A 23,909-nucleotide genomic window follows, 5' to 3' on the forward strand; every position below is an offset into this window, starting at 1 on the left:
AGTCGGAGCGCGCGTCCCGTTCCCCGGTCTGCCCGGCAACGGTCCGGCCGGTCCGCCCGCCGCGACGACGAGGCGGGCAACTCCCGCCGTGGCGCGAGGCGTCGGCGCAGATGAGGCGGCGTGAGAGCTAGATCCCGATGACGCGGTCCCGATGAAGGTGTCCCGGACGGTGCGCCGACGCGGCGGTGACGGCCGAGGCGGTGTCGGCGGTACCGTGCACCGGTTCCGGCGCCATCACGCAGGTGCGCGCACGCACTGAGCCGCGGCGGTTGTTCCGTCGGTCCCGGCCCCGCAGGTCCGTACCGCGGCCGAACGCCCGCTGTCGGTGTCCGAGGGCGGGCGGGTCCCGAACGGTGCGGCCGCGCACGCCACCGGTGCAGCCGACGGGCGCGGCGACGCTTCCACGCCGGATGTCACACCAGATCGGCTGCGCTCTCCTGGGCGGGGTTCCGGACCGGGGGCCGGTCCGGACCCTCGGTCCGGGCGGCGGCACGCAGCGCCGCCTCGACCCGCCGGTTGCTGGTCATGGACGCCGTGACGGCCGTCATGGCCAGGAGGAGCGCGGCGGCCGCGTAGAGCGGGGTGCGGATGTCGTAGGCGGTGGCCAGCCAGCCGCCGAGGAAGGCCCCGACGGGGGCGGCGCACATGGCCAGCATGCGGGAGGTGGAAGCGACCCGGCCCATGAGCTGGGCCGGGACGATCGACTGCCGGAGGGAGGGCGCGAGGACCATCGTGGCGCCCATGCCGGCCCCGCAGACGGCGAGCGCGAGCCCGGCCACGTACGGGTCCGGAGCAGCGGCCAGGCCCAGGATGGCCAGCCCCTCGACCGCGGCCGTGCAGGTCAGCGCGGTGCCGGTGCCGAGCCGTCGGCCGAGGGCGGAGGCGATGCCCGCACCGACCAGGCCGCCGGTGGCCTCCGCCGTGAGGAGCAGGCCGAAGCCGTAGGTGTCGATGCCGAGGCGGTCGTGCGCGAAGAGGGCGAGGACGGTCTCCACGGCGAGGAAGGAGACGTTCCCGACCGCCGGGCGGAGTGCGAGCCCGAGCAGCACCCGGTCCCGGAAGACGTACGAGGCTCCGGCCCGCGCCTGCCGGAGCAGTGACTCGCGGACCTCCGGCACGGGCCGGGGCAGGGCGGGCAGCGTACGCACGAGCAGTGCGGAGAACAGGAACGACACCGCGTCGGTGAGCAGCGGAACCGCCCGTCCGAGCGCGAGCAGCGCACTGCCCGCGGGCGGCCCCGCGAAGCCGGACATGGCGGTCTGGGCTCCGCGCAGGCGGGAGTTGGCGCGTTCGAGGAGTGCGGGGTCGCGGCGGAGCAGATCCGGCAGATAGGCCGTGGCGGCCGTGTCGAAGAAGAGTCCGCCGAGGCCGAGCAGGAAGGCGACGGCCGCCAGCAGCGGAATGCTCAGGGCGTCGAGCGCGGCCGCCACCGCCGGTATTGCGAGCAGCACCGCACGTGCCGTGTCCGCGACCCACATCGTGCGCCGGCGGTCCCAGCGGTCCACCAGCGCACCGCCGAGCACCCCGAAGAGCAGCCACGGCAGCGTCCCGGCGGCCGCGACGACGGCGAGCGCCATCGGGTCCCGCGTCAGCGTCAGCGCGAGCAGCGGCAGTGCGGCATGGGTGACCCCGTCGCCGAGCGAGGAGATCGTCTGAGCGGTCCACAGCCGTCCGAACCCGGTCGGCAGCTTCCGGATGTCCGAGGTCACCTGGCGTCTCCTTCGGTCCGCTCGCTCGATGTGGGGTGGAACAGGGCGAAGACGAGTGACGCGTCCGGCAGCGACGGGTCGGACAGCGCCCGGTACTCGTCCGCCAACGCCTCCAGGCGTGCGCCCAGTTGAGCGAACTGCTCCTCGGTGAGCCGCAGATGCGCCATCCGTACGTGCCGTGTGCCGTCCGCCGGCGAAGCCTCCAGGTCCGCCACCGCGTGCCGCATGAGCACGTCCGGGCCGCCTTCGCCCGGATCCGGCAGCTCGATCGACCGCGCGGCCATCGCGTAGTACCGCTCGGTGACCCCGCGGACCTTCCGCGTCCGCACCACCTTCACCAGGCCCGCCCGCTCCAGCAGCCGTACGTGGTAGCTGGAGCTCCCCTTCGCGAGGCCCACTCGCTCGGCGATCTGCGTGATCGTCGCGGGCTCGAAGCGGAGGACGGCCATGATCCGGTGGCGCGTGAGGCTGGAGACGGCGCGTAACTGCTCGTCCGTCGTGACGTGGAACGTCTCGGGAAGGCCGGCGGGAAGGTCATCGGTAGGCATGCGAGTAATGGTCAACGATTCTTGACCATTGCGCAAGGGGGTGGTGCGCGGAGCTCCGGAACGGACGCCGCGATCACCGTCGGCGGGTCTCGGGTGCCGGCTGTCCGTGCCGGAAGGCGTGGCGGACGGGAAGTCCGCGGAGAGGGCGCCGCGGACCGTCGGCCCTCACCAGACTCCTACCTTCGGATCCCGGTGAGCGGTGCAAGGAGGAGGCGTGCCGGGGGCGCGCCCTGTTCCGGGCACGGAGCCCTCGGCGGCGACCGCGCGCGGTGGCGTCGGACGACCAGCCGTCACGGCAGGTAAGAAGTCAGGAAGACGTCGTCGGCCGCGGGTGATCCTCGGGTTCGCGACAGCGGCCGCCGCGGTGCACTGTGGAAACCATGACGGCGTGGAATCGGGGCTTTGCGCAGGCGGGCCGGACCAGCCGTCTGTTGCTGCTGATCCCTGTCGCGCTCATCGTCCTCATCACGGTCGCCGACATCGTCGCGCCGTCCGACATCGTGCTCGGCCCCCTGCTGGTCATCGCCCCCGCGATCACCGCGTGGGGTGCGGGCCCCCTGGTCACGGGCGGTGTCGGGGCCGCGGCGGTGGCGGCCCAGGCGTTCATCGGCTGGCGCTCGGGACTTCTCCTGTCACGGAACGTGCTGGTCCAGCTGTTCGCCCTGGCCGTGCTCTCGGCGCTGATCGTCATCCTGTCCGTGGTCCGCGACCGGCACACCCGTGAACTCGCCCGGGTGCGGTCGGTGGCCGAGGCCGCACAGAGGGTGCTGCTCTGGCCGCTCCCGAGCCGGATCGGCACACTGCGGCTCGCCTGCGTCTATCTGGCCGCCGAGGAGGAGGCCGAGATCGGCGGCGACCTCTACGCGGCAGCCCGCAGTCCGCAGGGCACCCGTGTCGTGATCGGCGACGTACGCGGCAAGGGCCTGCCGGCCATCGGTGAGGCCGCCTTCCTGCTCGGCGCCTTCCGCGAGGCCGTGCACCAGAACGCCGGCCTGCCCGCGCTGGCCGGCTCCCTGGAGCGGAGCCTCAGCAGATACCTCGACGACTTCGAGCCGACGGACGAGGCGGGGGAACGCTTCGTCACGGCGCTCCTGCTGGAGATCCCGGACGACGAACCCGTCGTCCGGATGGTCAGCTGCGGCCATCTCGCGCCGCTGCTGCTCCAGCGGGGGCACGCGGTGAGCGCCCCGGATCTGGTCCCCGCGCCCCCGCTCGGCGTCGGTCTCACCGATCCCGGCGAGGTCGCGGTCGCCGTGCTGCCCTTCGCCGTCGACGACACCCTGCTGCTGTTCACCGACGGTGTGGTGGAGGCCCGTGACCGTGCGGGTGTCTTCTACCCGCTCGCGGAACGGGTCGCCCAGTGGGCCGGTCACCCGCCGGAGGCCCTCCTCCAGCGGGTGCAGGGCGATCTGCTCGCCCACGCAGGGGGACGCTTCGGCGACGACGCGGCCCTCATCGCCATCCGCCGCAGCGGAGAACGCGCGCCACTGGCCCGAGCGCGCCAGGCGTCGCCTCCGGGCTGAGCGGGCGGGGCGTCCGGCGTCGGGCGGCTTCTCGCGGTGGAGGGTTCGGGGACCTGCCGGCTTCCGCGGGCGGAGGGCTGCCGGGACCCGGGGCGGTGAATCCCGGGGTCGCCAGGTGGCGAGCCAGGCAGGTCGACCGAGAACACGGGGTCAGGGGCGGAGACCACGTTCGCGGGCCGGGAGCGTTCGGGGCCACGCGCGGAGAACCCGGTCCCGCCGAGGGTCCGATCCGGCGGCCCCCGGCTATGGCTCTTTTCACATTCCGGCCGGGAAGACGCACTCCGTGACCCCGGTCACCCCGCGTGGTGCGCGATTTGTTTATGTTCGCTCTTCAGTGACCCTTCCACACCACTTGTCGAGGCTCGCTTGAAGATGCCGAACCGACCGCGCCCCCACCAGCCCGCGCGGACCCGGGCGAGACACCGGGGCCGTCGCGTTCTCGCCGGCGCCGGTGTGCTCCTCGCCCTGTCGACGGCCCTCCTCGCGAGCGGTACGGCGCAGGCCGCACCCGCGGCCGCCGCCCTCGGCGGGGCCCCCGCGCAGGCCGGAGCCGACACCGTCCGCCCGGCGACGACCGCGCCCCGGGCGGCGGCACGGGTGACCGCGGCGGTGCTCGACCTCGACGGGACGGGCCGGCGACCCACTGTGTACGGCCACGACGTCACGTACGACACGGCGAGCATCATCAAGGTCGACATCCTCGCGGCCCTGCTGCTCCGGGCACAGGACGCCGGACGCCGTCTCACCGCGGCGGAACGCGCGGAGGCCGAACCGATGATCCGCGACAGCGACAACGCGGCGGCGAACGCGCTGTGGCGCGAGATCGGCCGGGCACCGGGTCTGGAAGCGGCGAACAAGCGGCTGGGCCTGACGGAGACCGAGGGCGGGTCCGGCACACGCTGGGGGCTGACCCGGACGACGGCGAGTGACCAGATCCGGCTGTTGCGCGCGGTGTTCGGTACGGTTGCGCACGCGAACGCGGGGACCGGCGGGCTGGACCAGGAGTCCCGGACCTATGTCCGTGCCCTGATGGCCGGTGTCGCCGACGAGCAGGCGTGGGGTGTGTCGGCGGCCGCGGACGCCGGGTGGGCTCTGAAGAACGGCTGGCTGCAGCGCAGTACGACCGGGCTCTGGGACGTCAACAGCGTGGGACGGATCGTGGTCGGCGGACACCACTACCTCGTCGCGGTCCTCTCGGACGGCAGTACCTCGATGAAGGACGGTGTCGCGCTGGTGGAGGGCGCCGCCCGGGCCGCCATGGCCTCGACGTCCGCGCGCTGACCCGATCCGGCGGCGCACCGTGCCGCCGGCCATGACGTGGTGCACCGGGTACCGACGACCCGGTGCACCACGCGGCGCCGCCCAGGGGCGTGGAACGCGGGTCGCCCGTGTGCGCCCACACTAGGGAATTCCTCGCGAGGGGTGCCGCAGGCTTGCTCCTGCCGACGTTCGGATCATGCCGACGTACGGACCGACAGGAGAAGGAGACAGACATGCGCTCTCGCTCTGCCGCCGCGGCCGTGGCCGCGACTCTCGGGGCCCTGGGCCTCGTCCTGGCCACCGGGGCCGCCGCCGACGCCGCCTCCCGGCCGGCCGTCACCAAGGCGCAGTGCGTGGCGACGGGAGGCATCGTCTTCGACATCCCGATGAAGACGACCTTCTGTCTCTACGACAACCACGACGGAACCGCCGACATCGCGCCCATCGTCCCCTGAGTCATCGCGCGATCCGGGGGTTCCTGCCCCGGAGCGGGAACCCCCGGTGTGCCCGTGCGCACCGGGCTGTGGCCGGACGGGACGGGCGTCGGTGGGCCGGAGGCCGATCGCGGGGCTGTCCTCGGCAAGAGACCGTGGACGCCGAGGACGTGCGCGCAACGGCGGCCGACGGGGGCCCACATCGACGGGCGGGACCGCTTCGGCCCACTGACACGGCCCGGGTTCGCCACCGCTGTTGTCTCCGACGGCCGGTGCCTGACCCGCGACCGCCCGTGGGGCGACCGGGCGGAAGGCCCGCCGGACGGTGCGTCAGTCGGTCAGCGCGGAGGCGAGTTCCCTCGTCGCCCGGACGACTTCCTTGTCCGGCTCGGCGAGCAGGCGCGGGATGCTCTCGCGATGGTCCCGTACGGCGCGGCGCGCCGCGCGCTCCCAACCCACGTAGTCTTCGCGGCGGTTGAGGAGTTTGGGATAGGCCATGGCCGTGCTCTCCCACTGCCGGGCGTCGGCGATGTTCTTCAGCAGCCGGAGGATCTGCACGCGGCACGCGACCTGGGGAAGCTGGGCGAGCTCCCACAGGAAGGGCACGGTGGCGGCGGTGGCCTGGTCCACGACGAAGCCGTACTGGCAGATGCGCTGCCGCAGACGCGCGAGTGCGGCGAAGGCGGTGGCCTCGTCGCCCGACATGAGGGCGGTGAGCAGCGAGGGGATGGCGGTGGCCACCCCGGTGGAGTCCTGGAGCTCGCGCCAGGGGATGTCTTCGAGGTCCTTGAGAGCTGTCTCCATGTCCGCTCCCGCGTGAGGAGTTGGGGGATGAGGAGCGGCGGGTCGCTCCGCCGCCGTGGCGTGCGTCATGCCGGGTCCTGCCAGGCCGGAGACGCCTGCCGGGGAGGGGCCTGCAGCATGGCCCAGACGGTCTTGCCCACGGGTGACCTGGTCCAGCCCCAGTGTTCGGACAGCGCCTCGACGATACGCAGTCCGCGGCCGTGGACCTCCATGGTGTCGTCCGTACGGGGACACAGGGGAGGACTGTCGCTCTGGTCCGTGACGGCGCACACGACGTGAGCGCGGCGGAGGGACAGCCTCAGCCACACATCCGACTGCCCGTCGAGGGACTCAGGACCCGCGTGCAGCACCGCGTTGGTGGCCAGTTCGGTGACGACGAGCACGGCGTCGTCGCTGCGGTCGCCGAGCGCCCAGCCGCCGAGGGTGCGACGGGTGAAGTCGCGTGCCTGGGCGAATCCCTGAGGGGACTCGGTGATGCGCAGGCTCGCGGATCTGGGCACGTGGCCCCTGGGCTCGTCCCTTCCGGCGCGCTCCCGTCCGGGGAGGCCGGCGGGCGCTCCGTCCGCGGGGGAACCGGCCGGAGCCGTCCGACCCGACCACGGCACGGCCGTTCCACCTGCGGGACTTGGTGCTTGGGGTGCGGATAACGACACGACATCTCCCTGATGCGACGTCAGGTCCGGTGCGCCAACGGTGCGGTTGACGACCCGGCTATTATCCATCCTGTCGACGCCCGGCGTGCAATTTCACGGGAAATTGCAGAGGTTGTGGCTGGAACAGGACCGCGTGGGACCGGTCCGACCCGGGACGGCCGACGGGTACACCGTGGTGGAACGTGAGCGAGGAGAGTCCGGTGCCATCAGTGCGAAACGGAACGCGGGCCAGTTCGCTGGGTGTCCGCTGGGTCAAGAGCCGGCACAGCAACGCCGAGGGCAACTGCGTCGAGGTGGCGCCGCTGGACGAGGGGGGAGTGGCGCTGCGTAACTCGCGCGACCCCGACGGGCCGGCCCTCATCTACACGGCCGCCGAACTGGCCGCCTTCCTGGCCGGAGCGAAGGACGGGGAGTTCGATCACCTGGTCTGAAGCGGAGCCGCGTGGTTCCACTTCTGCGGGAGTATGCGACAGAGGGCCGAATGATGCGAGGATGGTTCTTCTCGTCTGCCGGTCCACAGGGAGCAAGGATGTCCGCCGAGTCACCTCGTACCTCCCGCCTCGAACCGTATCTGCAGCGCACCGAGCCCGCCCCGACCCTGCTGAAGATGCTGGTCGGCGTCCAGCTCGCGGGCATCCGTGAGGACGCCGGTCTCTCGCAGGAACAGGCCGCGCGGGCCCTCGGGTTCAGCCCGGCGAAGCTGTCGCGCATCGAGGCGGGCAAGGGGCGGCGGCCCCCGACGGAGGCGGACGTCCGCGCGCTGCTGGACCACTACGAGACCGACGGCCACGAGGCGTCGGTCCTGCTCCAGCTGCTGCGGCGGGCCGGTGAGCCCGGGTGGTGGCAGCGCTACGACAAGCGGCTGATGCCCGAGTGGTTCGACCGGCTGGTCGGACTGCAGGAGGCGGCCGCCGCCATCCGGACCTTCGAGATCCAGTACGTTCCCGGTCTGCTCCAGACCCCGGACTACACCAGAGCGGTGGTGGAACGGGGTCTGCCCACCGCACCTGCCGCAGAGGTGCAGCGCCGCGTGGAACTGCGCACGCGCCGCCGCGAACTGCTGCTGCGCGAGGACGCCCCCCAACTGTGGGCGGTCATCGACGAGTCGGTCCTGTGGCGCGTGCTGGGCAGCCGCGATGTGATGCGTGGGCAACTGGAATACCTGGTGGACATGGCCCAGCGTCCGCATGTGACGCTGCAGATCGTTCCCCTGGACGTGACGAACGCCTCCGCGCCCGCCATTCCGGTCACCTATCTGCGCTTCGGCGGCCTCGACCTGCCCGACATCGTCTACCTGGAGCACATCAGGAGCGCGAACTTCCTGGAGGACCGGGACGAGACCGAGGAGTATCGCCTCGCCCTGGACCGGCTGGGCGATGAGGCACTCACTCCGCGCGAGACCCTGACCCTGCTTCAGAAGACGGTCGACGACCGGTACTCCGCCTCCTGAACGGCCGTGGGCTCCACCGGCCTCGGCCGGTGGAGCCCACGCGCGACGATGACGGCCTTTCCTACCTGAGGCGTCCGACGCCGCCGAACTCCACCCATTCCTGGGTCAGTTGACGGGGTGCCACCTCACTGTCCGGCCGCCACGTGGACACCTCGACCAGACCCGGCTCCAGGACCTCCAGGTCCGCGAACCACTCGGCCACGTCCTTCTCCTCGCGGACCCTGCCCCAGTGTCCCTGGGTCGCCTTGTCCATGAAGTCGGTGACGAACTCCCGGACCTTCGCGTCCTCGCTCACCAGCTGACACATCACCATGCAGCTGTCGGGAACCAGCCGTTCGGCCACTCTGCGGGCCACGGCGAGCGGGCCGTCGGTCTCGCTGTCCGGGATGCAGTGGAAGACCGAGTTGAACAGGACGGCGACCGGCTGCGAGAAGTCGATCAGACGCTGGGTGTCCGGGTGGGAGAAGATCTTCTCCGTGTCCCGCAGGTCCGCGTGGATCACCGTGGTGCGGTCGTTCTGGTCCAGCAGCGCCCGGCCGTGCACCAGCACCATCGGGTCGTTGTCGACGTACACGACCCGCGACTCCGGATCGACACGCTGGGCGACCTGGTGGACGTTGTCCTGGGTGGGCAGGCCTGACCCGTGGTCGAGGAACTGCCGGATGCCGTAGTCCGCCGCCAGCGTCCCGACGACCCGCTGCAGGAACCGCCGGTTGTTCAGCGCCAGGACGCGGGTGCTCGGCACGACCTTGTCCAGCTCGGCGCAGGCCGTACGGTCCGCAGCGTAGTTGTCCTTGCCGCCCAGATAGTGGTCGTACATGCGGGCGGCGGTGGGTACCGTGGCGTCGATCTTCGTGGACAACTGCTTTCCAGCCTGCATCGTTCCCCCAGCTCCAAGCTGCTTCAAGTGGCTTGGCTTGACAGACAATACATCCTAGGCAAAGGGCATTTGGCGATGCCAGCCCGTCGACCGAGGATCTCTCGACGGACTCCGCCGCCCTCCCGTACGTTCCGGTCCATTACGCTCCGTTCCGCCCATGCCGCCGTCCGTCGCCGGAGCCGTCAGTCGGTGAGACCCAGGGTCCCCGCCGCCTGGATGGCCAGCCAGACCTCCGCCAGCGCCCCCGTCGACGTCAGATCGCGGCCGGCGAGCGTGCCGAAGCGGCGCAGGCGGTAGGAGAGCGTGTTGGGGTGGATGTGCAGCGCCGCCGCGGCCGTCTCGGTGCGCCGGTCGCGCTCCATCCAGGTGCGGGCGGAGACCAGCAACTGCGCGTCGTGGGCCGCGTCGTAGCGCAGGACCTCCCCCAGCACATGCTCGACCAGCGCGGTCAGGACGGCGGGGTCGTCGGGCAGCCAGCGGCCCGTCGAGTCGTCGCCGTAGCGGACGACGGACCGGCCCGACTCGGCGGCCTTCGAGACCGCCCAGAGCGCCTCGCGCTGGGCGACCCTCAGCGCGGCACCGGGCGCGAAGGGGCGGCTCATCCCGGCCGCCACGTCCGGCAGTCCGCCGACCGCCTCCGACAGCTCCGGCGCCCCCAGCACATAGCGGTCCTCACCCCGGGTCAGCAGCAGATGGGGACGGTTCTCCAGGCAGCGCAGCAGCGCCTCGTCGGTGGTGCGGCGGACCACAAGCAGGACCGCGTCGCCCTCGATCGCGTGCCGTGCCAGCCGGCGCCGGGCCGCCTCCGGGTCCAGCACCTCCTGCAACAGCTCGGCCAGCGTCTCCGCGCCCTCACGGCGCAGCGTCTCGCGTTCGTTGCGCACCATCGCCAGCCGCAGTGCCGCCACCGTGGCGATGTGCTGGACGACGGCGAGCCCCGCGGGCTGGGCGCCCCGCCGCTCGTGGGCGACCAGGAAGCCCGCCGGACCGCCCGGCGCGGGAACCGGCAGCACGAACCCGCCGGGGATCGTCGGCGGAGCGTCGACGGAGGCGGGCAGCACCCCGGGGTCCGGCGTGGGGACGCCCGGCAGCAGCGGACGTCCCTGGGGCGTGCAGAGGTACACGTCGTATCCCGACAGACCTTCGAGGCGGCGCAGCAGCGCCGGTGTGTCCAGATCCTCCGCGACCAGCCAGCGCAGCGAGCCGAAGACCTGCAGCTGCGCCCCCAGCCGGTGCCGGGCGTCCTCCTGGACCGAGGCGGCCACCTCCTGCGAGACCGCGATGAAGGGAACGGCGAGCGGCACCTCGAGAACCGGGAAACCGCGCTCCTCCGCCGCCTGGAAGAAGGCGTCGTGAAGCGGGGGCATGTGCAGCTGCGCCGAGAGGGCGAGGGCGGACACCCCGGCGTCGTCCAGCCGCTCCAGATAGGCGCGCTGTCCGGCCGCGGTGCCGGGGACCGCGAGACCCGCCGTCATGATCACCTCCGCGCCCAGGAGCCAGGGTGTCGGATCGGCGAGCTCGCTGGCGTGCGCCCAGGACACGGAACGGCCCAGGCCGCCCCGACCGGCCTTCACGGAGAGCTGGAGCGCCGGGTAGGAGAGCAGGTCCTCGACCGTGAGTTTGTCGGCAGCCACAACAGCAACGCTACATCTCCGTGGCGGACACAATTGTCGGTGATCGTCCGGCGGCACAGACTGCTGGGACCGCCCCGCCCGTGCACGGAGGGCGGAGTGCCCGTGGCGGCCTCGGTCACCTGAATCGAGACCCGCGACCGGGACGCGGAGGCCGGACCGCCACCGCATCCCCGTGACCGGCCCCGCGCGTCGCGCCCCCGCCGTACGCCCGTGACCAGGAGCTGACCATGAGCACCACCACCGTCCAGGAAGTCCGGGCCGCCGCGGACGCGCTCGTCGCGGCGTTCGCCGAGGGCCGGCTCGACGACTACTTCGGCGCCTTCGCCCCGGACGCGACCTTCGTCTTCCACACCACCCCGGAACGGCTCGGCTCGGCGGCCGACTACCGCGCGCTCTGGCAGCGATGGGTGGAAGAGGACGGTTTCCGCGTCCTCGGCTGTGTCTCGTCCGGCCGGCTGGTCCAGGACTTCGGGGACACGGCCGTCTTCAGCCACGACGTGGCGACACGGGTCGCCACGCATGCGGGGGAGGAGACGCTCCACGAGCGGGAGACCATCGTCTTCACCCGCGCCGGCACCGGTGGCTGGACCGCCGTCCACGAGCACCTGTCCGCACGTACCACCGCCTGACCGGGAGAGACGTTCCATGAGCACCACGTTCCGCAACTACATCGACGGTGCCTTCACCGACGCCTCCGACGGCCGCACGCTCGACGTGGTGGACCCCACCACCGGAGACGTGTACGCGACCTCGCCGCTCTCGGGGGCGGCGGACGTCGACGCGGCGATGGCCGCGGCGGCCGCGGCGTTCCCGGTCTGGCGCGACACGACACCGTCGGTGCGCCAGCGCGTGCTGCTGAGGATCGCTGACACCATGGAGGCGCGGGCGGACGAACTCGTCGCCGCCGAGAGCCGCGACACCGGCAAGCCGCTCCACCTCACCCGCAGCGAGGAGATCGTCCCCGCCATCGACCAGGTCCGCTTCTTCGCGGGCGCCGCGCGCATGCTCGAGGGCCGCTCGGCCGGCGAGTACATGGAGGGCATGACCTCCATGATCCGTCGCGAGCCGGTCGGTGTCTGTGCCCAGGTCGCACCGTGGAACTACCCCCTGCTGATGGCGGTGTGGAAGTTCGCTCCGGCGCTCGCCGCGGGCAACGCCGTCGTCCTCAAGCCCTCGGACACCACCCCGGCCTCCACGGCGCTGCTCGCCGGGATCATCGGCGGTGTCCTGGAGGAGCTGGACCTGCCGCGAGGGATCTTCAACGTGGTCTGCGGCGACCGCGACACGGGCCGGCTCATGGTGGAGCACCCGACGCCGGCGATGGCATCCATCACCGGCTCGGTACGCGCCGGCGTCCAGGTGGCGCGGAGTGCCGCGAAGGACCTCAAGCGGGTCCACCTGGAACTGGGCGGCAAGGCGCCCGCGGTGGTCTTCGAGGACGCGGACCTGGCCAAGGCGGTCGAGGACCTGGTGGTCGGCGGCTTCTTCAACGCCGGTCAGGACTGCACCGCCGCGACCCGCGTCCTCGTCCACGAGTCGGTCCACGACGAGTTCGTGGCGGCCCTCGCCGCGGCCGCGGCCGCCACCAGGACCGGGCGGCCGGACGACGAGGACGTCCTGTACGGACCGCTCAACAACGCGGGCCAGTTCGCGCAGGTCAGCGGCTTCATCGAGCGCCTGCCCGAGCACGCCCGGGTGGAGGCGGGCGGACACCGGGTCGGAGAGAAGGGCTACTTCTACGCCCCGACGGTGGTCTCCGGTCTGCGGCAGGACGACGAGATCGTGCAGAACGAGGTCTTCGGACCGGTCATGACCGTGCAGTCGTTCACCGACGAGGCGCAGGCCGTGCGGTACGCCAACGGAGTCGACTACGCCCTGGCCTCCTCGGTGTGGACCAAGGACCACGCACGGGCGATGCGGATGTCCAGGAACCTCGACTTCGGCTGTGTCTGGATCAACACCCACATGGCCCTCGTCGCCGAGATGCCGCACGGCGGCTTCAAGAAGTCCGGCTACGGCAAGGACCTGTCCGCCTACGGCTTCGAGGACTACACCCGCGTCAAGCACGTCATGACCTCGCTCTGACCCCGCGGGGGCTGCCCGCCGGTGCGGTGCCGGACCACCCGTGCGTCCGGCGCCCCAGCGACGCGGAACGGCCGGCGCGCCGAGCGTGCGCGGCCGGGCGCCGGTGAGACGCTCCGGGGGCCCGCGTGTCGAACGCCTCACCCGCCGCACCGTCCGTGGAAGGTGAGGCCATGCGCGTCGACTTCGATCCAGAGGCCATGGACAGGACGTCCTTCTACGGGCTCATGACCTCCGTCGTGGTGCCTCGTCCGATCGCGTGGATCTCCACCGTCACACCGGACGGGGCCACGGAGAACCTCGCACCGCACTCCTTCTTCACCATCGCCAGCACCGATCCGGCGATCCTGCAGTTCACCTCGATCGGCCGCAAGGACTCGCTGCGGAATGTCGAGGACACCGGGGAGTTCGTCGTCAACTTCGCCTCCGAGCCCCTGCTCCACCAGATCAACGCCACCGCCACGGACTTCCCGCGGAGCGTGAGCGAGTTCGGCTACGCGGGCATCGAACGCGAACCCAGCCTGCATGTGCGGCCGCCCAGGGTCGCCGCCTCCCCGGTCGTCCTGGAGTGCCGTTCGCACACGACGCTGCGGCTCGGGAACTCCACGGTGGTCTTCGGGCGGGTGCTCCACATGGCGGTCCACGAGGAGTTCATGGCCGGCCGGCGGCCCGCTTCCGCACGGCTTCGGCCGCTGACCAAGCTCGGCGGCGACGAGTGGGGGACGCTCGGCGAGGTCCTGCACCTCTCGCGCATCCCCTACGAGGAGCCGCAGGCGACGGACTGAGGGACGTGAGCCGTCCCCGTACGGTCACACCTCGCCGGGGCCGGTCCGCCGTCCGTGGCCTTTCACGGGGTGCAGGTGGACGGTGAGGTCCTCGTTCGTGGGGGCAGGCGGGAGCGGCCGGGCACCGTCCGGCCGCAGGCCGTCGAGGAAGATGCGTACGTGACGGGCGGCGAGCGCGCTGGCCTGGTCGGCCGGGAGGTGGGGGAGCGGGCGGCAGGAGAGCGCTCCGGTGGCGATCAGGTCCACCGCGGTGGCGTCCGCGCGGATCACCCCCTGGGCGCGGGCCGTGGCCAGCAGCGCCTCCAGGGCGGCCACGATCTCCCGCTGCAGGGCCGCCGCCTCGGGATCGTCGGTGACCGGCCCGCCGATCAGGGGCAGGACGAGCATCTCCCGCTCCTCGACCAGCGTGAGCAGGAACTCCCCGATGGCGGCCAGCGGGTCACGGGGCGCGGCCTCCAGCGCCCGGCGCACGGTGCGGAGGACCAGCGCGAAGCCGTCCACGACGACCTGGCGGATGAGGGCGTCACGGTCGGCGAAACGCCGGTACAGCGTGGCGATGTTCACCCCGGCGCGGCGGGCGATCTCGTCCAGGGGAGCGGCCGTGCCGAGCTCTCGGAAGGCGGCACGCGCGGCGTCCAGGATCTGGGCACGGTTGCGCGCGGCGTCCGCCCGCAACCGCGGTCGGCCGTCTTCGTGCGCTGCGCTGCGAGTCACCGGGGGCCCGTCGCCTTCTGGTCGGTGCGGTGTGGACGGCTCCGCGTGTACCGGTTCCGCGTGGACCGGCCCTCCGTGGTCCGAGCCGGCGGACGGTTCGAGATTACGGCAGTGGCGGGGGCCACAGCACAACAAGTGCAGGATTTTCTGCGTTTAGTGTACCGTCGATCAGGTCGGCTCGGGCGCCACGCCGTGTGCGTGCGCCTTTCGGCGCGGGGTGTCCCCGTACCGCGGGCCGGTGCGCGTCGCGGGCGCCGACGGTGTCACTCGCGGCACTCCAGACCTGTCGCGAGAGATGAGAAGCGGTGACGACCGTGCAGCTGGCACGTTGCAAGGGCGGGGCGGTGGCGACCAGCCGCCGGGACGCCACGGAGGTGACCGGCGCACGGGTCGTCGCGTGGGTACGCCGGGGCACCGGTCGGTCCCCGTGCGGGCCGGCGCCGTCGCCCCGGCGCTGACACCGGCGCCGCTCGCTCGGCGGGCCGCCGGACGCCGGCGCACACGCCCTTGGTGCGGGCGGCATCCCGTTCGCCCCTGGCGAGTGCGTCGCACCGGCACACCCCTGCGGCCGGACACGGACCGTCCTGATCGGGACGGTCACGGATCGTCGCGAACGGGACCGTCACGAACTGTCCTGACCGGGACCGTCACGGATCGTCCTGGCCGAGACCGTCAGCCCCGCCGCCGGAGCGGGAGCCGCGACACGGCCGAACCCGCAAGCGACTCCACCCCGCTGGCGACTCCATCCCGCACTCCTCCCGACCACCGGTCGCGTTCCCGACCGGGATCACCTTCCGCGTACGCCGCGGACACCCAGAGAGCCCTCTCCTCATGCAGCCCAGTTCGGAACTCCCCGCCGTCGCCTCACCCGACGGCACCCCGTACGACCCGGCCGCGCATCCGGACCGCCATCGCCCCGCGCACGGCCGTCACGCGCTGGACGACACCGAGCCGGGCATCCCGGCCCCGGTGCTCGCGGCCGCCGCCGGAGTCCGTAAGGCGATGCTCGTACCCGTCGTCACCGCGCTGGCGATCGGGACGATATTCGTCGCGGTCTATCTGGCCGCCTTCCACGCCCCCAGCGCACGTCACCAGCCGCTCGGCATCGCCGCGTCCGACACGGTGGCCGCGCGCACGGAACTCGCGCTCAACAGCGCGGCGCCGGACGCCTACACCTTCCACCGGTACGCGGACGCGGCCGCCGCCCGTCACGCCATCGTCCACGACGAGGTGCCGGCCGCGCTGGTCAAGGACGCCCACGGCACGCGTCTGCTGGCCGCCGGCGCGCAGGGCCCCTCCGTCGTCTCCAGCCTCGCCACGGCCGCCACCAAGGCGGTCGGCCACCCGGTCCCCGTGAGCGATGTGCGCCCGCTGGCGGCCGGGGACGCACGGGGCCTCTCGGCCTTCTACGCCTCGTTCGGCGTCGTCCTCGCGGGCTTCCTCTTCGCCGTCTCCTCCTACCAGATCGCCCCGCGCCTGCCGCTCGCGGCCCGGTCGGCGTCGATGCTGGTCTTCGCCGCCGCCTCCGGTGTGACGGTGGCCCTCATCGCGCACTCCGGGTTCGGCGCGCTGCCCGCCTCCTTCCTGACCGTGGCCGTCGTGGTGGGGCTGCTCGCGTGGGCGACCGCCGCCGCCACCGGAGTCCTGCTGCGGCTCTTCGGGCCGCTCGGCATGCCGGTCGCCTCCGTACTGCTGCTCATCCTGGGCAACGCCACCTCCGGAGGCATCCTGCCCGCCACCTATCTGCCCGCCTGGCTCTCCCCGCTGGCCGAGCTCCTGGCGCCATCGGCCGCGATCCGCGCGCTGCGCGACGCCGCGTACTTCGACAACGCGCACCTCACCGGGTCGCTGTGCGCGCTGATCGGCTGGGTCGTGGGCTGCCTGGCCCTCCAGTACCTGCTGGACCGGCTCGCCGCGCGCCGGGAGGACGCGCCGGCCGCCGTCGTGGTCGGAGCGCGGGCCGCCGCCCTGGCCGGCAACTGAGCCCGCGCGCCGATCTTCCCGTGGGTGCCTTCACCCGTGGGAAGCGGAAGGGGAAGCGGGAGCGGCCGGGGGCGGGAGCACGGGTCACCCGTCTTCCCGCCCCGGGTCAGGCCCCGGCCCCGGTCACGCTCCGGCCCCGGCCAGGCCCTGGCACCGGTCACGCTCCGACGGCGGCCACGGTCCGCTACGGGCGCGGTGGGCTCAGGACGCCGGGGCGGGCACCTTCGTCGCCGGGTCGCCGTCCACGGCGGCGGCGAGCTGCGGCACCAGCCGTTCGAGCATGTACGGCAGGCTCAGGACCGTCACGAAGGAGACCGAGTTGCCGTAGTCGCTGGTCTCCTTGAGGTAGACCTCGCGGTGTTGACGGGCCACCTCGAGATCGCCGTACAGCGCGTCCTTGTGCAGCTTGGCCTCGTCCTTCGCGGGGTCGGAGGCGATCCACACGACGGCGTCGGTGTCCAGCAGGTCGGTGCGTTCCTTGCTGATGTTGGCACCGAACTCGTCACCGATGACCTTGTCCAGGTCGGTCGGCAGGGTGAAACCGAGGTCGGTCAGGACGCGCGAACGCGGGTCCTGGCTGCCGAAGACGAAGATGCCCTCGTACGGGGTCGCCACGACGCCGGTCGACCCGGCGAACTCCGGATTCTTCTCGGTCGCCGCCTTGAAGTCCTTCTCGACGCCGTCCACCAGGGACTTGGCCTTCGCCTCCTGGCCGAGCGCCTTGCCGATGATCTCGGTCTGCTGCTGCCACGGGACCCCGAAGTCGTTGTACTCCTTCGGCTGGGCCACCACCGGGGCGAACTTCGACAGCGTCTCGTACTGCGTCTTGGTGAGACCGCCGTAGACCGCGAGGATCAGATCCGGACGGAGCGCCGCGATCTTCTCGGTCTGCGGGCCGGTACCGGTGTCCTTGAGCACGGTCGGCACCTTCGCGCCGCCCAGACCGGCGGCGGCCCAAGGCCCGATGGCGCCCTTGTAGCCGCCGAGCCACTCGGTGGTGCCGACGGGAACCTTGCCGAGGGCGAGGACGGAGTCCTGGTCGGTCAGACCGACCGTGACGATCCGCTGCGGTTCCGCCTTGACGGTGGTGCTGCCGTACTTGTGCGCGATGGTCACGGGGAAGGCCTTGTTCGCGGCCGTGGGCTTCTCGGGCCCGGCCCCCGAACTCCCTGAGGAGCCGCAGGCCGCGACGGTGACGAAGAGCATCAGTACGGAGGCGAGCGCCGCGGCGAGCCGTGTGCCTCTGAGAGAGCCGAGCATCAGTGGTCCTTCATGGTTGGGGCGGTGGCGGTGGCGGTGGCGGTGCGAGAGGGCTGGTCGGCCGGCGCGCGCGTGCCGGACCACGCCCGCCAGAGCGTGGCGTACGTCCCGTCCGCCGGGCACAGTTCGGCGTGGGTGCCGCTCTCCACGATCCGGCCGTCCTCCATGACGACGATCCGGTCCGCGGCGGCGGCCTGGGTGAGGCGGTGGGCGACGACGAGGGCGGTGCGGCCCTCGACGGCCCGGGCGGCGGCCTTCTCCAGGAGCCGGGCACCGGCGCTGCCGGCCTCGGCGGTTGCCTCGTCGAGGACGGCCACCGGAGGGTCGGCCAGCACCAGCCGGGCCAGGGCGAGTTGCTGGACCTGAGCGGGTGTCAGGCGGTGCCCGCCCTCGCCCACGACCGTGCCGAGCCCGTCGGGGAGCGTCTCGACCCAGTCGAGCGCGTCGACCACGGCCAGGGCCGTGCGCAGCTCGTCGTCGGAGGCCGCGGCCCGCGCCAGGCGCAGGTCCTCGGCGAGCGGCCCGGCGAAGACGTGCGTCTCCTGGGTGATCAGGGCGACCGGAAGACCGGTGGCGGACGCGGCGGGGCCGGCCGGCCGAACCGAGCCGGACGTCGGCCGGTGGACGCCGGCGATCAGTTTGGCGAGCGTGGTCTTGCCCGCCCCGCTCGGCCCGACCAGGGCCACCCGCTCCCCGGCCCGCAGCGTGAGGTGTATGTCGTGGAGCACGGGCCTGCCGGGCTCGTACGCGTGGTGGACGCCGTGCACGTCGACCGTGCCGGAGGCCGGGGCCGGGGCAGGGTCCGGGGCCGCGTCGAGCGGAGCTCGGGCGGGGGTCCGGGAGTCCGGTGCCGCGGAGGGCTGTTCGGCCACCCCGACCAGCCGGGCGAGCGCGGCGGCCGCCGACTGTGCGTCGTCGAGCAGGACCAGCGCGGAGTTCACTGGCGTGAACAGACTGTGGAAGTAGAGGGCCGCGGCCGTGGCGGTGCCGACGGAGACCGATCCGCCGCGCACCAGCAGGAATCCGGTGACCAGGACCGCGGCGAGGCCGGTGTATTCGGCGACATGCAGCCGGTTGTAGAACCGCAGTACCAGTTCCACCCCGCGCATCGTCAACTCGACCGCGGCCGAGGAGCGTTCGGTGACCCGGGCGGTGTGCTGGTCCTCCAGCCGGAAGGAGCGGACGGTGCTCGCGCCCGAGATGGTGTCCAGCAGTTGCTGCTGCTGCTCCCCGGTGACGATCCGCTGACGGGCGTACAGGGGAACGGCGTTGCGCACGTACCAGCGGGCGGTGTGTGCCTGGACGGGGACCGCGACCAGAGCGGCGAGCAGGAAGCGCCAGTCGAGCGTGGCCATCGCCCCGAGCGTGAGGACGATGGCGAGCAGGGAGCGGGCCAGTTCGGGCAGGGCGGAGCGTACGGCCTCGCCGACCACCGAGACGTCGCGGGTGACACGGGCCGAGAGGTCGCCCGTCCCGGCCTTCTCGACCTGCTCCACCGGCAACCGGATGGCACGGTCCACGAACCGCTCGCGCAGCCGCGCCAGTACGGTCTCACCGAGCCGGGAGACCAGGGAGAGCCCGAGCGCGGTGGCGCCGCCCTGGGCGAGCGCGACCACGACCAGCAGCACGGCCGGGAGGGTGAGGTCCCCGGCCGGCCGGCGATCGGCGACCACGTCCACCATGTGCCCCAGCAGTGGCTGGAGCAGCAGTCCGGCAGCGGTCGCGGCGACCATCGTGGCGAAGCCTCCGAGAGTCAGCCACCGCTGCTTTCCGACCAGTTCGCGGACGGCCGCGCGGGTCCGGGCCGGTGTCGCGGTGGGCAGCAGCGCACGGACGGTCATGGTCTCCTCACTCGGGTTCGCCGACGGGTCGCTCATGCCAGCACCGCCGTCCGATAGGTCTCGTGGCGGCGTACCAGGTCGTCGTGCGGGGCCGTGTCGACGGCCCGGCCGGCGTGGATGAGCAGCACCCGGTCGGTGGCGGACAGCAGTGCGGGACTGGTCGTCAGGAGCACCGTGGTGCGGCCCTTGCGGATCTCGCGGATGCCCGTGGCGATCAGGGCCTCCGTCACCGCGTCGACCGCGGTGGTCGGTTCGTGGACCACGAGCACGGGCCGGTCCGCCGCCAACGCGCGTGCCAGCGCCACGCGTTGGCGCTGACCGCCGGAGAGCGAGCGGCCTCGCTCGCTGACCGCCGTGTCGGCGCCGTCGGGCAGCGTCCCGGTGACCTGGGCGACCCCGGCGGCGGCCATCGCCGGTTCCGGGTCGCGGGAACCGGCCGCGGCGGTGACGTTCCCGTGGACGGTGCCCTCGAAGAGGTCCGCGTCGTGCTCGGCGACGAGGATCGCGGCGCGGATCTCGGCGGGGTCCAGATCACGCAGGGGCACACCGTCCAGGTCGACCGACCCGGCGTCGGGGTCGGACTGCCGGGAGAGGCAGCGCAGCAGGTCGGCGGCGTCCGCCGGATCGGTGGCCACGACACCGAGCAGTTCGCCGGGGGCGATGTCGAGGTCCAGGTCGTGCAGCCCGCCGTGGCTGAGGGCCCGCAGTCGGACGGCGCCGCGCACCGGACGCGGCAGCGGGGAACCGCCCGCCGTGACCGCGGGAGCCGTGGCGAGCACCTCCGCGATCCGGGCGGCCGAGGCGCGGCCCTGAGCGAGCTCGGCGTTGACCCAGGCGAGGACTTCGAGGGGGCCGAGCAGGAACAGGGCGAGACCGACCGCCGAGACCAACTGGCCGAGTGTGATGCTGCCTTGAGCGGCGAGCCGGCCGCCGACCAGGGCGACGGCGGCGATCAGACAGCCGGTCAGCGCGAGCACCATCCCGCTCTGGAAGGCCTGTGCGCGAGCGGCGCGCAGGGTCGCGCGCAGCGAGTCGTCGCTGGTGGTGCGGTAGCGGGCGATGGCGGTCGACTCGCCGCCGATGCCCTTGAGGACACGCAGTCCGGTCACCAGGTCGGCGGCGACGGCCGAGGCGTGCGCCGCCCGTTCCTGCTCGGCCTCGCTGCGGGTCTCCAGCGGCTTGCTCAGCAGGTGTCCCAGCCACAGCAGTACGGGAGTGCCCAGGAGGACGACCAGCCCGAGGGTGACCGAGGTGCGCAGCAGGACGACGGCGCAGGTGGCGATGCCGACCAGCGCCGAGATCCCGGACATCAGCGCCATGCTCAGGGCGCCGACCCGTCTGGCGTCCTCGGTCGCGATGTTGGCGAGGGCTCCGGGCAGCCGGCCCTCCTCGGCGCCGCCACCGGGATGCAGGACGCGTCGTACGAGGGCGACGCGCAGGGTGTGTTCGGCCTGGACGGCGGCCAGTTCACCGGACCGGGCGCCGAACCGGAAGCTCAGGGCGAGACCCACGTAGACCACGGCGAGCACTCCGAGCCACAGGACGAGGGCGCCGGTGTCCGACCTCGTGACGGCGTGGTCGATCACGATGCCGATCAGCGCGGGTACCAGTGCCTCGCCGATCTGGTGTCCTGAGCCCAGGAGCGCGCTGAGCGCGACGCGCCCGCGCTGACCGCCGACGGACTCGCGCAGCACGTCGCGTCCCGACGGATACGAAGGACTCATCCCACCCCTCCGGGACCTGGCGAAACAAACTTAGGTGAGGCTACCTTAAGTATGGCTGTCCGGTGCGGTATTGGGCGCGGAAGGGATCAACCCCCGGTGCCGGCCGCGTGCGCCGCCGGATGCCGATCCGGTTCCTGCCCGGTTCCTGCCCGGTTCCCGTCCGGTTCGGCAGGACGGCACGCGGACGGCGCGCCGTCCCGTGTGCATCAACGGAACTGACTCATAGGGAAGTTCACGTGCGGCCGGACGTCGTGGACGCCGTGTCGTCCGCGCGCCGGGTGAGCAGGGAGTCGAGGATCTCGCCGGACCGTACGGCGGTGGTGGACAGCAGGGTCGAGGTCAGCCCGTGCGTGTGCTCCGTCGCGCCCTGCACATAGATGCCGGCCGTCACCTCGGGTGAGGACTCGGCCCGGTGGTCACGACCGACGAGCAGGGCGTCGTTGTGGTCCCGCAGACAGAGCTTCGCGGCCCTGCCCAGCAGCGCGTCCAGGTCTCTGGGGCGATAGCCGGTCGCGTGGACGAGCAGGTCGCAGGAGATCGCCTCACGTTCGCCGGTGGGGAGGTACTCGACCGTGACGTCCAGGCGGTCCTCCAGGGTGCGTACGTCCCGGATGCGGGAGACGTTGCGCAGCCGCAGGCGTTCGCGGCCCAGGACCTTCTCGCGGTACATGGTGGCGTACAGCGACTCGATCAGATCCATGTCGACCACCGAGTAGTTGGTGCTCCGGTGGTAGTCGACCAGCGACTGTTTCACCTCGGGCGCCGACCGGAAGTAGACGTCGACCGCGTCGGGGTCGAAGATCCGGTTGGCGAAGGGGCTGTCGTCGGCGGGGGTGTACCCGTACTTGGCGAAGACCGCGCAGATCTCCGTCTCGGGGAACGAGCGGTGCAGGAAGTCGACCACCTCGGCTCCGCTCTGTCCCGCGCCGAGCACCAGGATGCGGCCGACCGGGGTGCCGGAGCCGGTCAACCGCGCGACACGCGGCACCAGTTCGCTGTTGTGCCAGATGCGGTCCGACAGGGCGGTGTCCGGCGGCAGACGGGGTTCCAGGCCGACCGCCACCGAGATGTTGCGGGCCCTGCGGGTGCGGGTGCGCTCCGGTGCGCCGGGCACGCGACTGGTCACGTCGAACCAGCGGACCTCGCCGTCGTCCGAGGTCACCGGCTCGACGGAGACGACCTCGGCGTCGTACTCGGCGAGATGCGCGAGCCGGGCCGCCGCCCACTCGAAGTACTCGTGGAACTCGATCCGCAACGGGAAGAGCGTCTTCGCGTTGAGGAAGTCCACCAGCCTGCCGCGTTCCCGCAGGAAGCACAGGAAGGTGAAGTCGCTGGTGGGGTTGCGCATCGTGGCCAGGTCCTTGAGGAAGGAGACCTGCATCGTCGCGTCGTCGATCAGCATTCCGCGGTGCCAGCCGAAGGAGGGCTGTCGTTCCAGGAACCTCGCGTGGAGCCGGTCCTCGGGGGCGGCTCGGGCGTTGTGCTCCTCGACGGCTATGGCCAGTGCGAGGTTCGACGGTCCGAAACCGATACCGAGCAGGTCATGGATGGCGTCAGGTTCGTCGTGCAGTGCGTTCACCGCAACTTCCCTTCCCTTGGGCACCCCTGATGGTAAATAAGGTTAGCCTTACCTTGCAATGGTGGTCTCGAAGAGAGGATCGACTATGCGGGTCGTCATGTTCGGCTATCAGACCTGGGGGCATCGCACGCTTCAGGCTCTGCTGGAGTCCGACCACGAGGTGGTGCTGGCGGTGACCCACCCCGGGAGCGAGCACGCCTACGAGAAGATCTGGGACGACTCCGTGGCCGACCTCGCCGAGAAGCACGGCATCCGGGTGCTCCTGCGCAACCGGCCCGACGACCCCGAACTCCTCGCCGCACTGCGGGAATCCGCGCCGGACATCATCGTCGCCAACAACTGGCGGACCGTCCTGCCCCCGGAGGTCTTCGAACTCCCCCCGCACGGCACGCTCAACATCCACGACTCGCTGCTGCCGGCCTACGCGGGCTTCTCACCCCTCATCTGGGCGCTCATCAACGGAGAGCGGGAGGTCGGCGTCACCGCGCACCGGATGAACGCCGAACTGGACGCGGGCGACATCCTGTTGCAACGGGCGGTGCCGGTCGGCGCGACCGACACCGTCACCGATCTGTTCCACCGCACCGTCGACCTGATCCCGCCGGTGGTGACCGAGTCCCTCGACCTGATCGCCTCCGGCCGCGCGCGGTGGATACCGCAGGACCGCAGCCGCGCGAGCTTCTTCCACAAGCGGTCCCCCGAGGACAGCAGGATCGACTGGAGCTGGCCCGCCGAGGACCTCGAACGCCTGGTGCGCGCCCAGTCCGACCCCTATCCCAACGCCTTCACCCACCATCGCGGCGCACGCCTCCGCATCGTCGACGCCTCGGTGTCGCAGGGGTGCTACGGGGGCACCCCGGGACGGATCTTCATCCGCGAGGGGGACGGCATCGTCGTCGTGGCCGGTGCCGGGGCGAGGACCGGCCGGCTGCGCGGGCTGCTGGTCCGGCGGGTCCGCACCGAGGACGGTGCCGAGCACGCGGCGACCGACTACTTCCGGACCATGGGCGGCTACCTCACCGCCCGCCCGTGAGCGGCGCCTCCGC

At 72.3% G+C, this 23,909-nt stretch carries 21 protein-coding genes; 10 read left to right on the top strand and 11 right to left on the bottom strand.

What is annotated here, in order from left to right:
- Positions 1 to 413: 413 nt before the first annotated feature.
- Positions 414 to 1,709 carry an MFS transporter gene (locus tag OG776_RS38265; RefSeq protein ID WP_329323360.1) on the bottom strand — a complete coding sequence of 432 codons (1,296 nt, stop codon included), beginning with the start codon at positions 1,707 to 1,709 and terminating at the stop codon, positions 414 to 416.
- Positions 1,706 to 2,257, bottom strand: coding sequence for an ArsR/SmtB family transcription factor (locus tag OG776_RS38270; RefSeq protein ID WP_329323361.1), 552 nt, complete (start codon positions 2,255 to 2,257; stop codon positions 1,706 to 1,708). Before OG776_RS38270 ends, OG776_RS38265 begins: the two co-directional genes overlap by 4 nt.
- A gap of 380 nt (positions 2,258 to 2,637) precedes the next feature.
- Here OG776_RS38270 and OG776_RS38275 point away from each other — a divergent pair, with 380 nt between their 5' ends.
- The 3 genes from OG776_RS38275 to OG776_RS38285 all read left to right on the top strand — a co-directional run bounded on the left by OG776_RS38275 (position 2,638) and on the right by OG776_RS38285 (position 5,495).
- Positions 2,638 to 3,780, top strand: coding sequence for a PP2C family protein-serine/threonine phosphatase (locus OG776_RS38275; RefSeq protein ID WP_148009805.1), 1,143 nt, complete (start codon positions 2,638 to 2,640; stop codon positions 3,778 to 3,780).
- 372 nt (positions 3,781 to 4,152) lie between these two features.
- Positions 4,153 to 5,061, top strand: a complete 909-nt coding sequence (locus OG776_RS38280) for a serine hydrolase (RefSeq protein ID WP_329323362.1) — start codon at positions 4,153 to 4,155, stop codon at positions 5,059 to 5,061.
- Positions 5,062 to 5,273: 212 nt separating this feature from the next.
- Positions 5,274 to 5,495, top strand: coding sequence for a hypothetical protein (locus OG776_RS38285; protein ID WP_148009807.1), 222 nt, complete (start codon positions 5,274 to 5,276; stop codon positions 5,493 to 5,495).
- Between the two features lie 309 nt (positions 5,496 to 5,804).
- Here the strand turns inward: OG776_RS38285 and OG776_RS38290 are convergent, their stop codons facing one another.
- Positions 5,805 to 6,278 carry a hypothetical protein gene (locus OG776_RS38290; protein WP_187285658.1) on the bottom strand — a complete coding sequence of 158 codons (474 nt, stop codon included), beginning with the start codon at positions 6,276 to 6,278 and terminating at the stop codon, positions 5,805 to 5,807.
- 65 nt (positions 6,279 to 6,343) lie between these two features.
- Positions 6,344 to 6,778 carry an ATP-binding protein gene (locus OG776_RS38295; protein ID WP_443077317.1) on the bottom strand — a complete coding sequence of 145 codons (435 nt, stop codon included), beginning with the start codon at positions 6,776 to 6,778 and terminating at the stop codon, positions 6,344 to 6,346.
- A gap of 353 nt (positions 6,779 to 7,131) precedes the next feature.
- On the opposite strand from OG776_RS38295, the gene OG776_RS38300 reads away from it, so the two are divergent.
- Together OG776_RS38300 and OG776_RS38305 are read left to right on the top strand one after the other, a co-directional pair.
- Complete coding sequence (locus tag OG776_RS38300; RefSeq protein WP_187285659.1) at positions 7,132 to 7,362, top strand: DUF397 domain-containing protein; 231 nt, start codon at positions 7,132 to 7,134, stop codon at positions 7,360 to 7,362.
- Positions 7,363 to 7,460: 98 nt separating this feature from the next.
- Complete coding sequence (locus tag OG776_RS38305) at positions 7,461 to 8,381, top strand: helix-turn-helix domain-containing protein (RefSeq protein WP_329323366.1); 921 nt, start codon at positions 7,461 to 7,463, stop codon at positions 8,379 to 8,381.
- 61 nt (positions 8,382 to 8,442) lie between these two features.
- Here the strand turns inward: OG776_RS38305 and OG776_RS38310 are convergent, their stop codons facing one another.
- Complete coding sequence (locus tag OG776_RS38310; protein WP_329323367.1) at positions 8,443 to 9,261, bottom strand: SAM-dependent methyltransferase; 819 nt, start codon at positions 9,259 to 9,261, stop codon at positions 8,443 to 8,445.
- A 182-nt stretch (positions 9,262 to 9,443) separates the two neighbouring features.
- Entirely contained in the window at positions 9,444 to 10,895 is a 1,452-nt protein-coding gene (locus tag OG776_RS38315; RefSeq protein WP_329323368.1) for a PucR family transcriptional regulator, read from the bottom strand.
- 227 nt (positions 10,896 to 11,122) lie between these two features.
- Between OG776_RS38315 and OG776_RS38320 the strand changes: the two genes are divergently transcribed.
- The 3 genes from OG776_RS38320 to OG776_RS38330 all read left to right on the top strand — a co-directional run bounded on the left by OG776_RS38320 (position 11,123) and on the right by OG776_RS38330 (position 13,762).
- A complete protein-coding gene (locus OG776_RS38320) occupies positions 11,123 to 11,524 on the top strand; it encodes a nuclear transport factor 2 family protein (protein ID WP_329323369.1) in 402 nt (133 codons plus the stop codon).
- Positions 11,525 to 11,540: 16 nt separating this feature from the next.
- On the top strand, positions 11,541 to 12,980 hold the full coding sequence (locus OG776_RS38325; RefSeq protein ID WP_329323370.1) for a gamma-aminobutyraldehyde dehydrogenase: 1,440 nt from the start codon (positions 11,541 to 11,543) through the stop codon (positions 12,978 to 12,980).
- Positions 12,981 to 13,150: 170 nt separating this feature from the next.
- Positions 13,151 to 13,762, top strand: coding sequence for a flavin reductase family protein (locus OG776_RS38330; RefSeq protein WP_329323371.1), 612 nt, complete (start codon positions 13,151 to 13,153; stop codon positions 13,760 to 13,762).
- A 24-nt stretch (positions 13,763 to 13,786) separates the two neighbouring features.
- Here OG776_RS38330 and OG776_RS38335 read toward each other — a convergent pair whose 3' ends face one another.
- Positions 13,787 to 14,476 carry a TetR/AcrR family transcriptional regulator gene (locus OG776_RS38335; protein ID WP_148009814.1) on the bottom strand — a complete coding sequence of 230 codons (690 nt, stop codon included), beginning with the start codon at positions 14,474 to 14,476 and terminating at the stop codon, positions 13,787 to 13,789.
- Positions 14,477 to 15,307: 831 nt separating this feature from the next.
- Here OG776_RS38335 and OG776_RS38340 point away from each other — a divergent pair.
- Positions 15,308 to 16,459, top strand: coding sequence for an ABC transporter permease (locus OG776_RS38340; RefSeq protein WP_148009815.1), 1,152 nt, complete (start codon positions 15,308 to 15,310; stop codon positions 16,457 to 16,459).
- Positions 16,460 to 16,660: 201 nt separating this feature from the next.
- Here the strand turns inward: OG776_RS38340 and OG776_RS38345 are convergent, their stop codons facing one another.
- From OG776_RS38345 to OG776_RS38360, 4 genes are all read right to left on the bottom strand, one after another.
- Positions 16,661 to 17,719, bottom strand: coding sequence for an iron-siderophore ABC transporter substrate-binding protein (locus OG776_RS38345; protein WP_329323372.1), 1,059 nt, complete (start codon positions 17,717 to 17,719; stop codon positions 16,661 to 16,663).
- The gene (locus OG776_RS38350) at positions 17,719 to 19,596 is read right to left on the bottom strand and encodes an ABC transporter ATP-binding protein (RefSeq protein ID WP_329326600.1); all 1,878 of its coding nucleotides are present in this window, start codon (positions 19,594 to 19,596) and stop codon (positions 17,719 to 17,721) included. The genes OG776_RS38345 and OG776_RS38350 overlap by 1 nt, the downstream gene beginning before the upstream one ends.
- The gene (locus OG776_RS38355) at positions 19,593 to 21,284 is read right to left on the bottom strand and encodes an ABC transporter ATP-binding protein (protein WP_329323375.1); all 1,692 of its coding nucleotides are present in this window, start codon (positions 21,282 to 21,284) and stop codon (positions 19,593 to 19,595) included. Before OG776_RS38355 ends, OG776_RS38350 begins: the two co-directional genes overlap by 4 nt.
- Positions 21,285 to 21,516: 232 nt before the next feature.
- Positions 21,517 to 22,863, bottom strand: coding sequence for a lysine N(6)-hydroxylase/L-ornithine N(5)-oxygenase family protein (locus OG776_RS38360; protein WP_329323376.1), 1,347 nt, complete (start codon positions 22,861 to 22,863; stop codon positions 21,517 to 21,519).
- A gap of 85 nt (positions 22,864 to 22,948) precedes the next feature.
- On the opposite strand from OG776_RS38360, the gene OG776_RS38365 reads away from it, so the two are divergent.
- Positions 22,949 to 23,896: a methionyl-tRNA formyltransferase gene (locus OG776_RS38365; protein ID WP_329323377.1), complete on the top strand. Its 948-nt coding sequence runs from the start codon at positions 22,949 to 22,951 to the stop codon at positions 23,894 to 23,896.
- Positions 23,897 to 23,909: the final 13 nt, after the last annotated feature.

The organism is Streptomyces sp. NBC_01689 (assembly GCF_036250675.1).
Classification (GTDB): Bacteria; Actinomycetota; Actinomycetes; order Streptomycetales; family Streptomycetaceae; genus Streptomyces.

Excerpts from the sequence above, each read along its gene's own strand:
- OG776_RS38270 (WP_329323361.1), bottom strand. The coding sequence starts at position 2,257 with ATGCCTACCGATGACCTTCCCGCCGGCCTTCCCGAGACGTTCCACGTC.
- OG776_RS38275 (WP_148009805.1), top strand. The coding sequence starts at position 2,638 with ATGACGGCGTGGAATCGGGGCTTTGCGCAGGCGGGCCGGACCAGCCGT.
- OG776_RS38280 (WP_329323362.1), top strand. The coding sequence starts at position 4,153 with ATGCCGAACCGACCGCGCCCCCACCAGCCCGCGCGGACCCGGGCGAGA.
- OG776_RS38285 (WP_148009807.1), top strand. The coding sequence starts at position 5,274 with ATGCGCTCTCGCTCTGCCGCCGCGGCCGTGGCCGCGACTCTCGGGGCC.
- OG776_RS38290 (WP_187285658.1), bottom strand. The coding sequence starts at position 6,278 with ATGGAGACAGCTCTCAAGGACCTCGAAGACATCCCCTGGCGCGAGCTC.
- OG776_RS38305 (WP_329323366.1), top strand. The coding sequence starts at position 7,461 with ATGTCCGCCGAGTCACCTCGTACCTCCCGCCTCGAACCGTATCTGCAG.
- OG776_RS38310 (WP_329323367.1), bottom strand. The coding sequence starts at position 9,261 with ATGCAGGCTGGAAAGCAGTTGTCCACGAAGATCGACGCCACGGTACCC.
- OG776_RS38320 (WP_329323369.1), top strand. The coding sequence starts at position 11,123 with ATGAGCACCACCACCGTCCAGGAAGTCCGGGCCGCCGCGGACGCGCTC.
- OG776_RS38325 (WP_329323370.1), top strand. The coding sequence starts at position 11,541 with ATGAGCACCACGTTCCGCAACTACATCGACGGTGCCTTCACCGACGCC.
- OG776_RS38330 (WP_329323371.1), top strand. The coding sequence starts at position 13,151 with ATGCGCGTCGACTTCGATCCAGAGGCCATGGACAGGACGTCCTTCTAC.
- OG776_RS38340 (WP_148009815.1), top strand. The coding sequence starts at position 15,308 with ATGCAGCCCAGTTCGGAACTCCCCGCCGTCGCCTCACCCGACGGCACC.
- OG776_RS38345 (WP_329323372.1), bottom strand. The coding sequence starts at position 17,719 with ATGCTCGGCTCTCTCAGAGGCACACGGCTCGCCGCGGCGCTCGCCTCC.
- OG776_RS38350 (WP_329326600.1), bottom strand. The coding sequence starts at position 19,596 with ATGAGCGACCCGTCGGCGAACCCGAGTGAGGAGACCATGACCGTCCGT.
- OG776_RS38355 (WP_329323375.1), bottom strand. The coding sequence starts at position 21,284 with ATGAGTCCTTCGTATCCGTCGGGACGCGACGTGCTGCGCGAGTCCGTC.
- OG776_RS38365 (WP_329323377.1), top strand. The coding sequence starts at position 22,949 with ATGCGGGTCGTCATGTTCGGCTATCAGACCTGGGGGCATCGCACGCTT.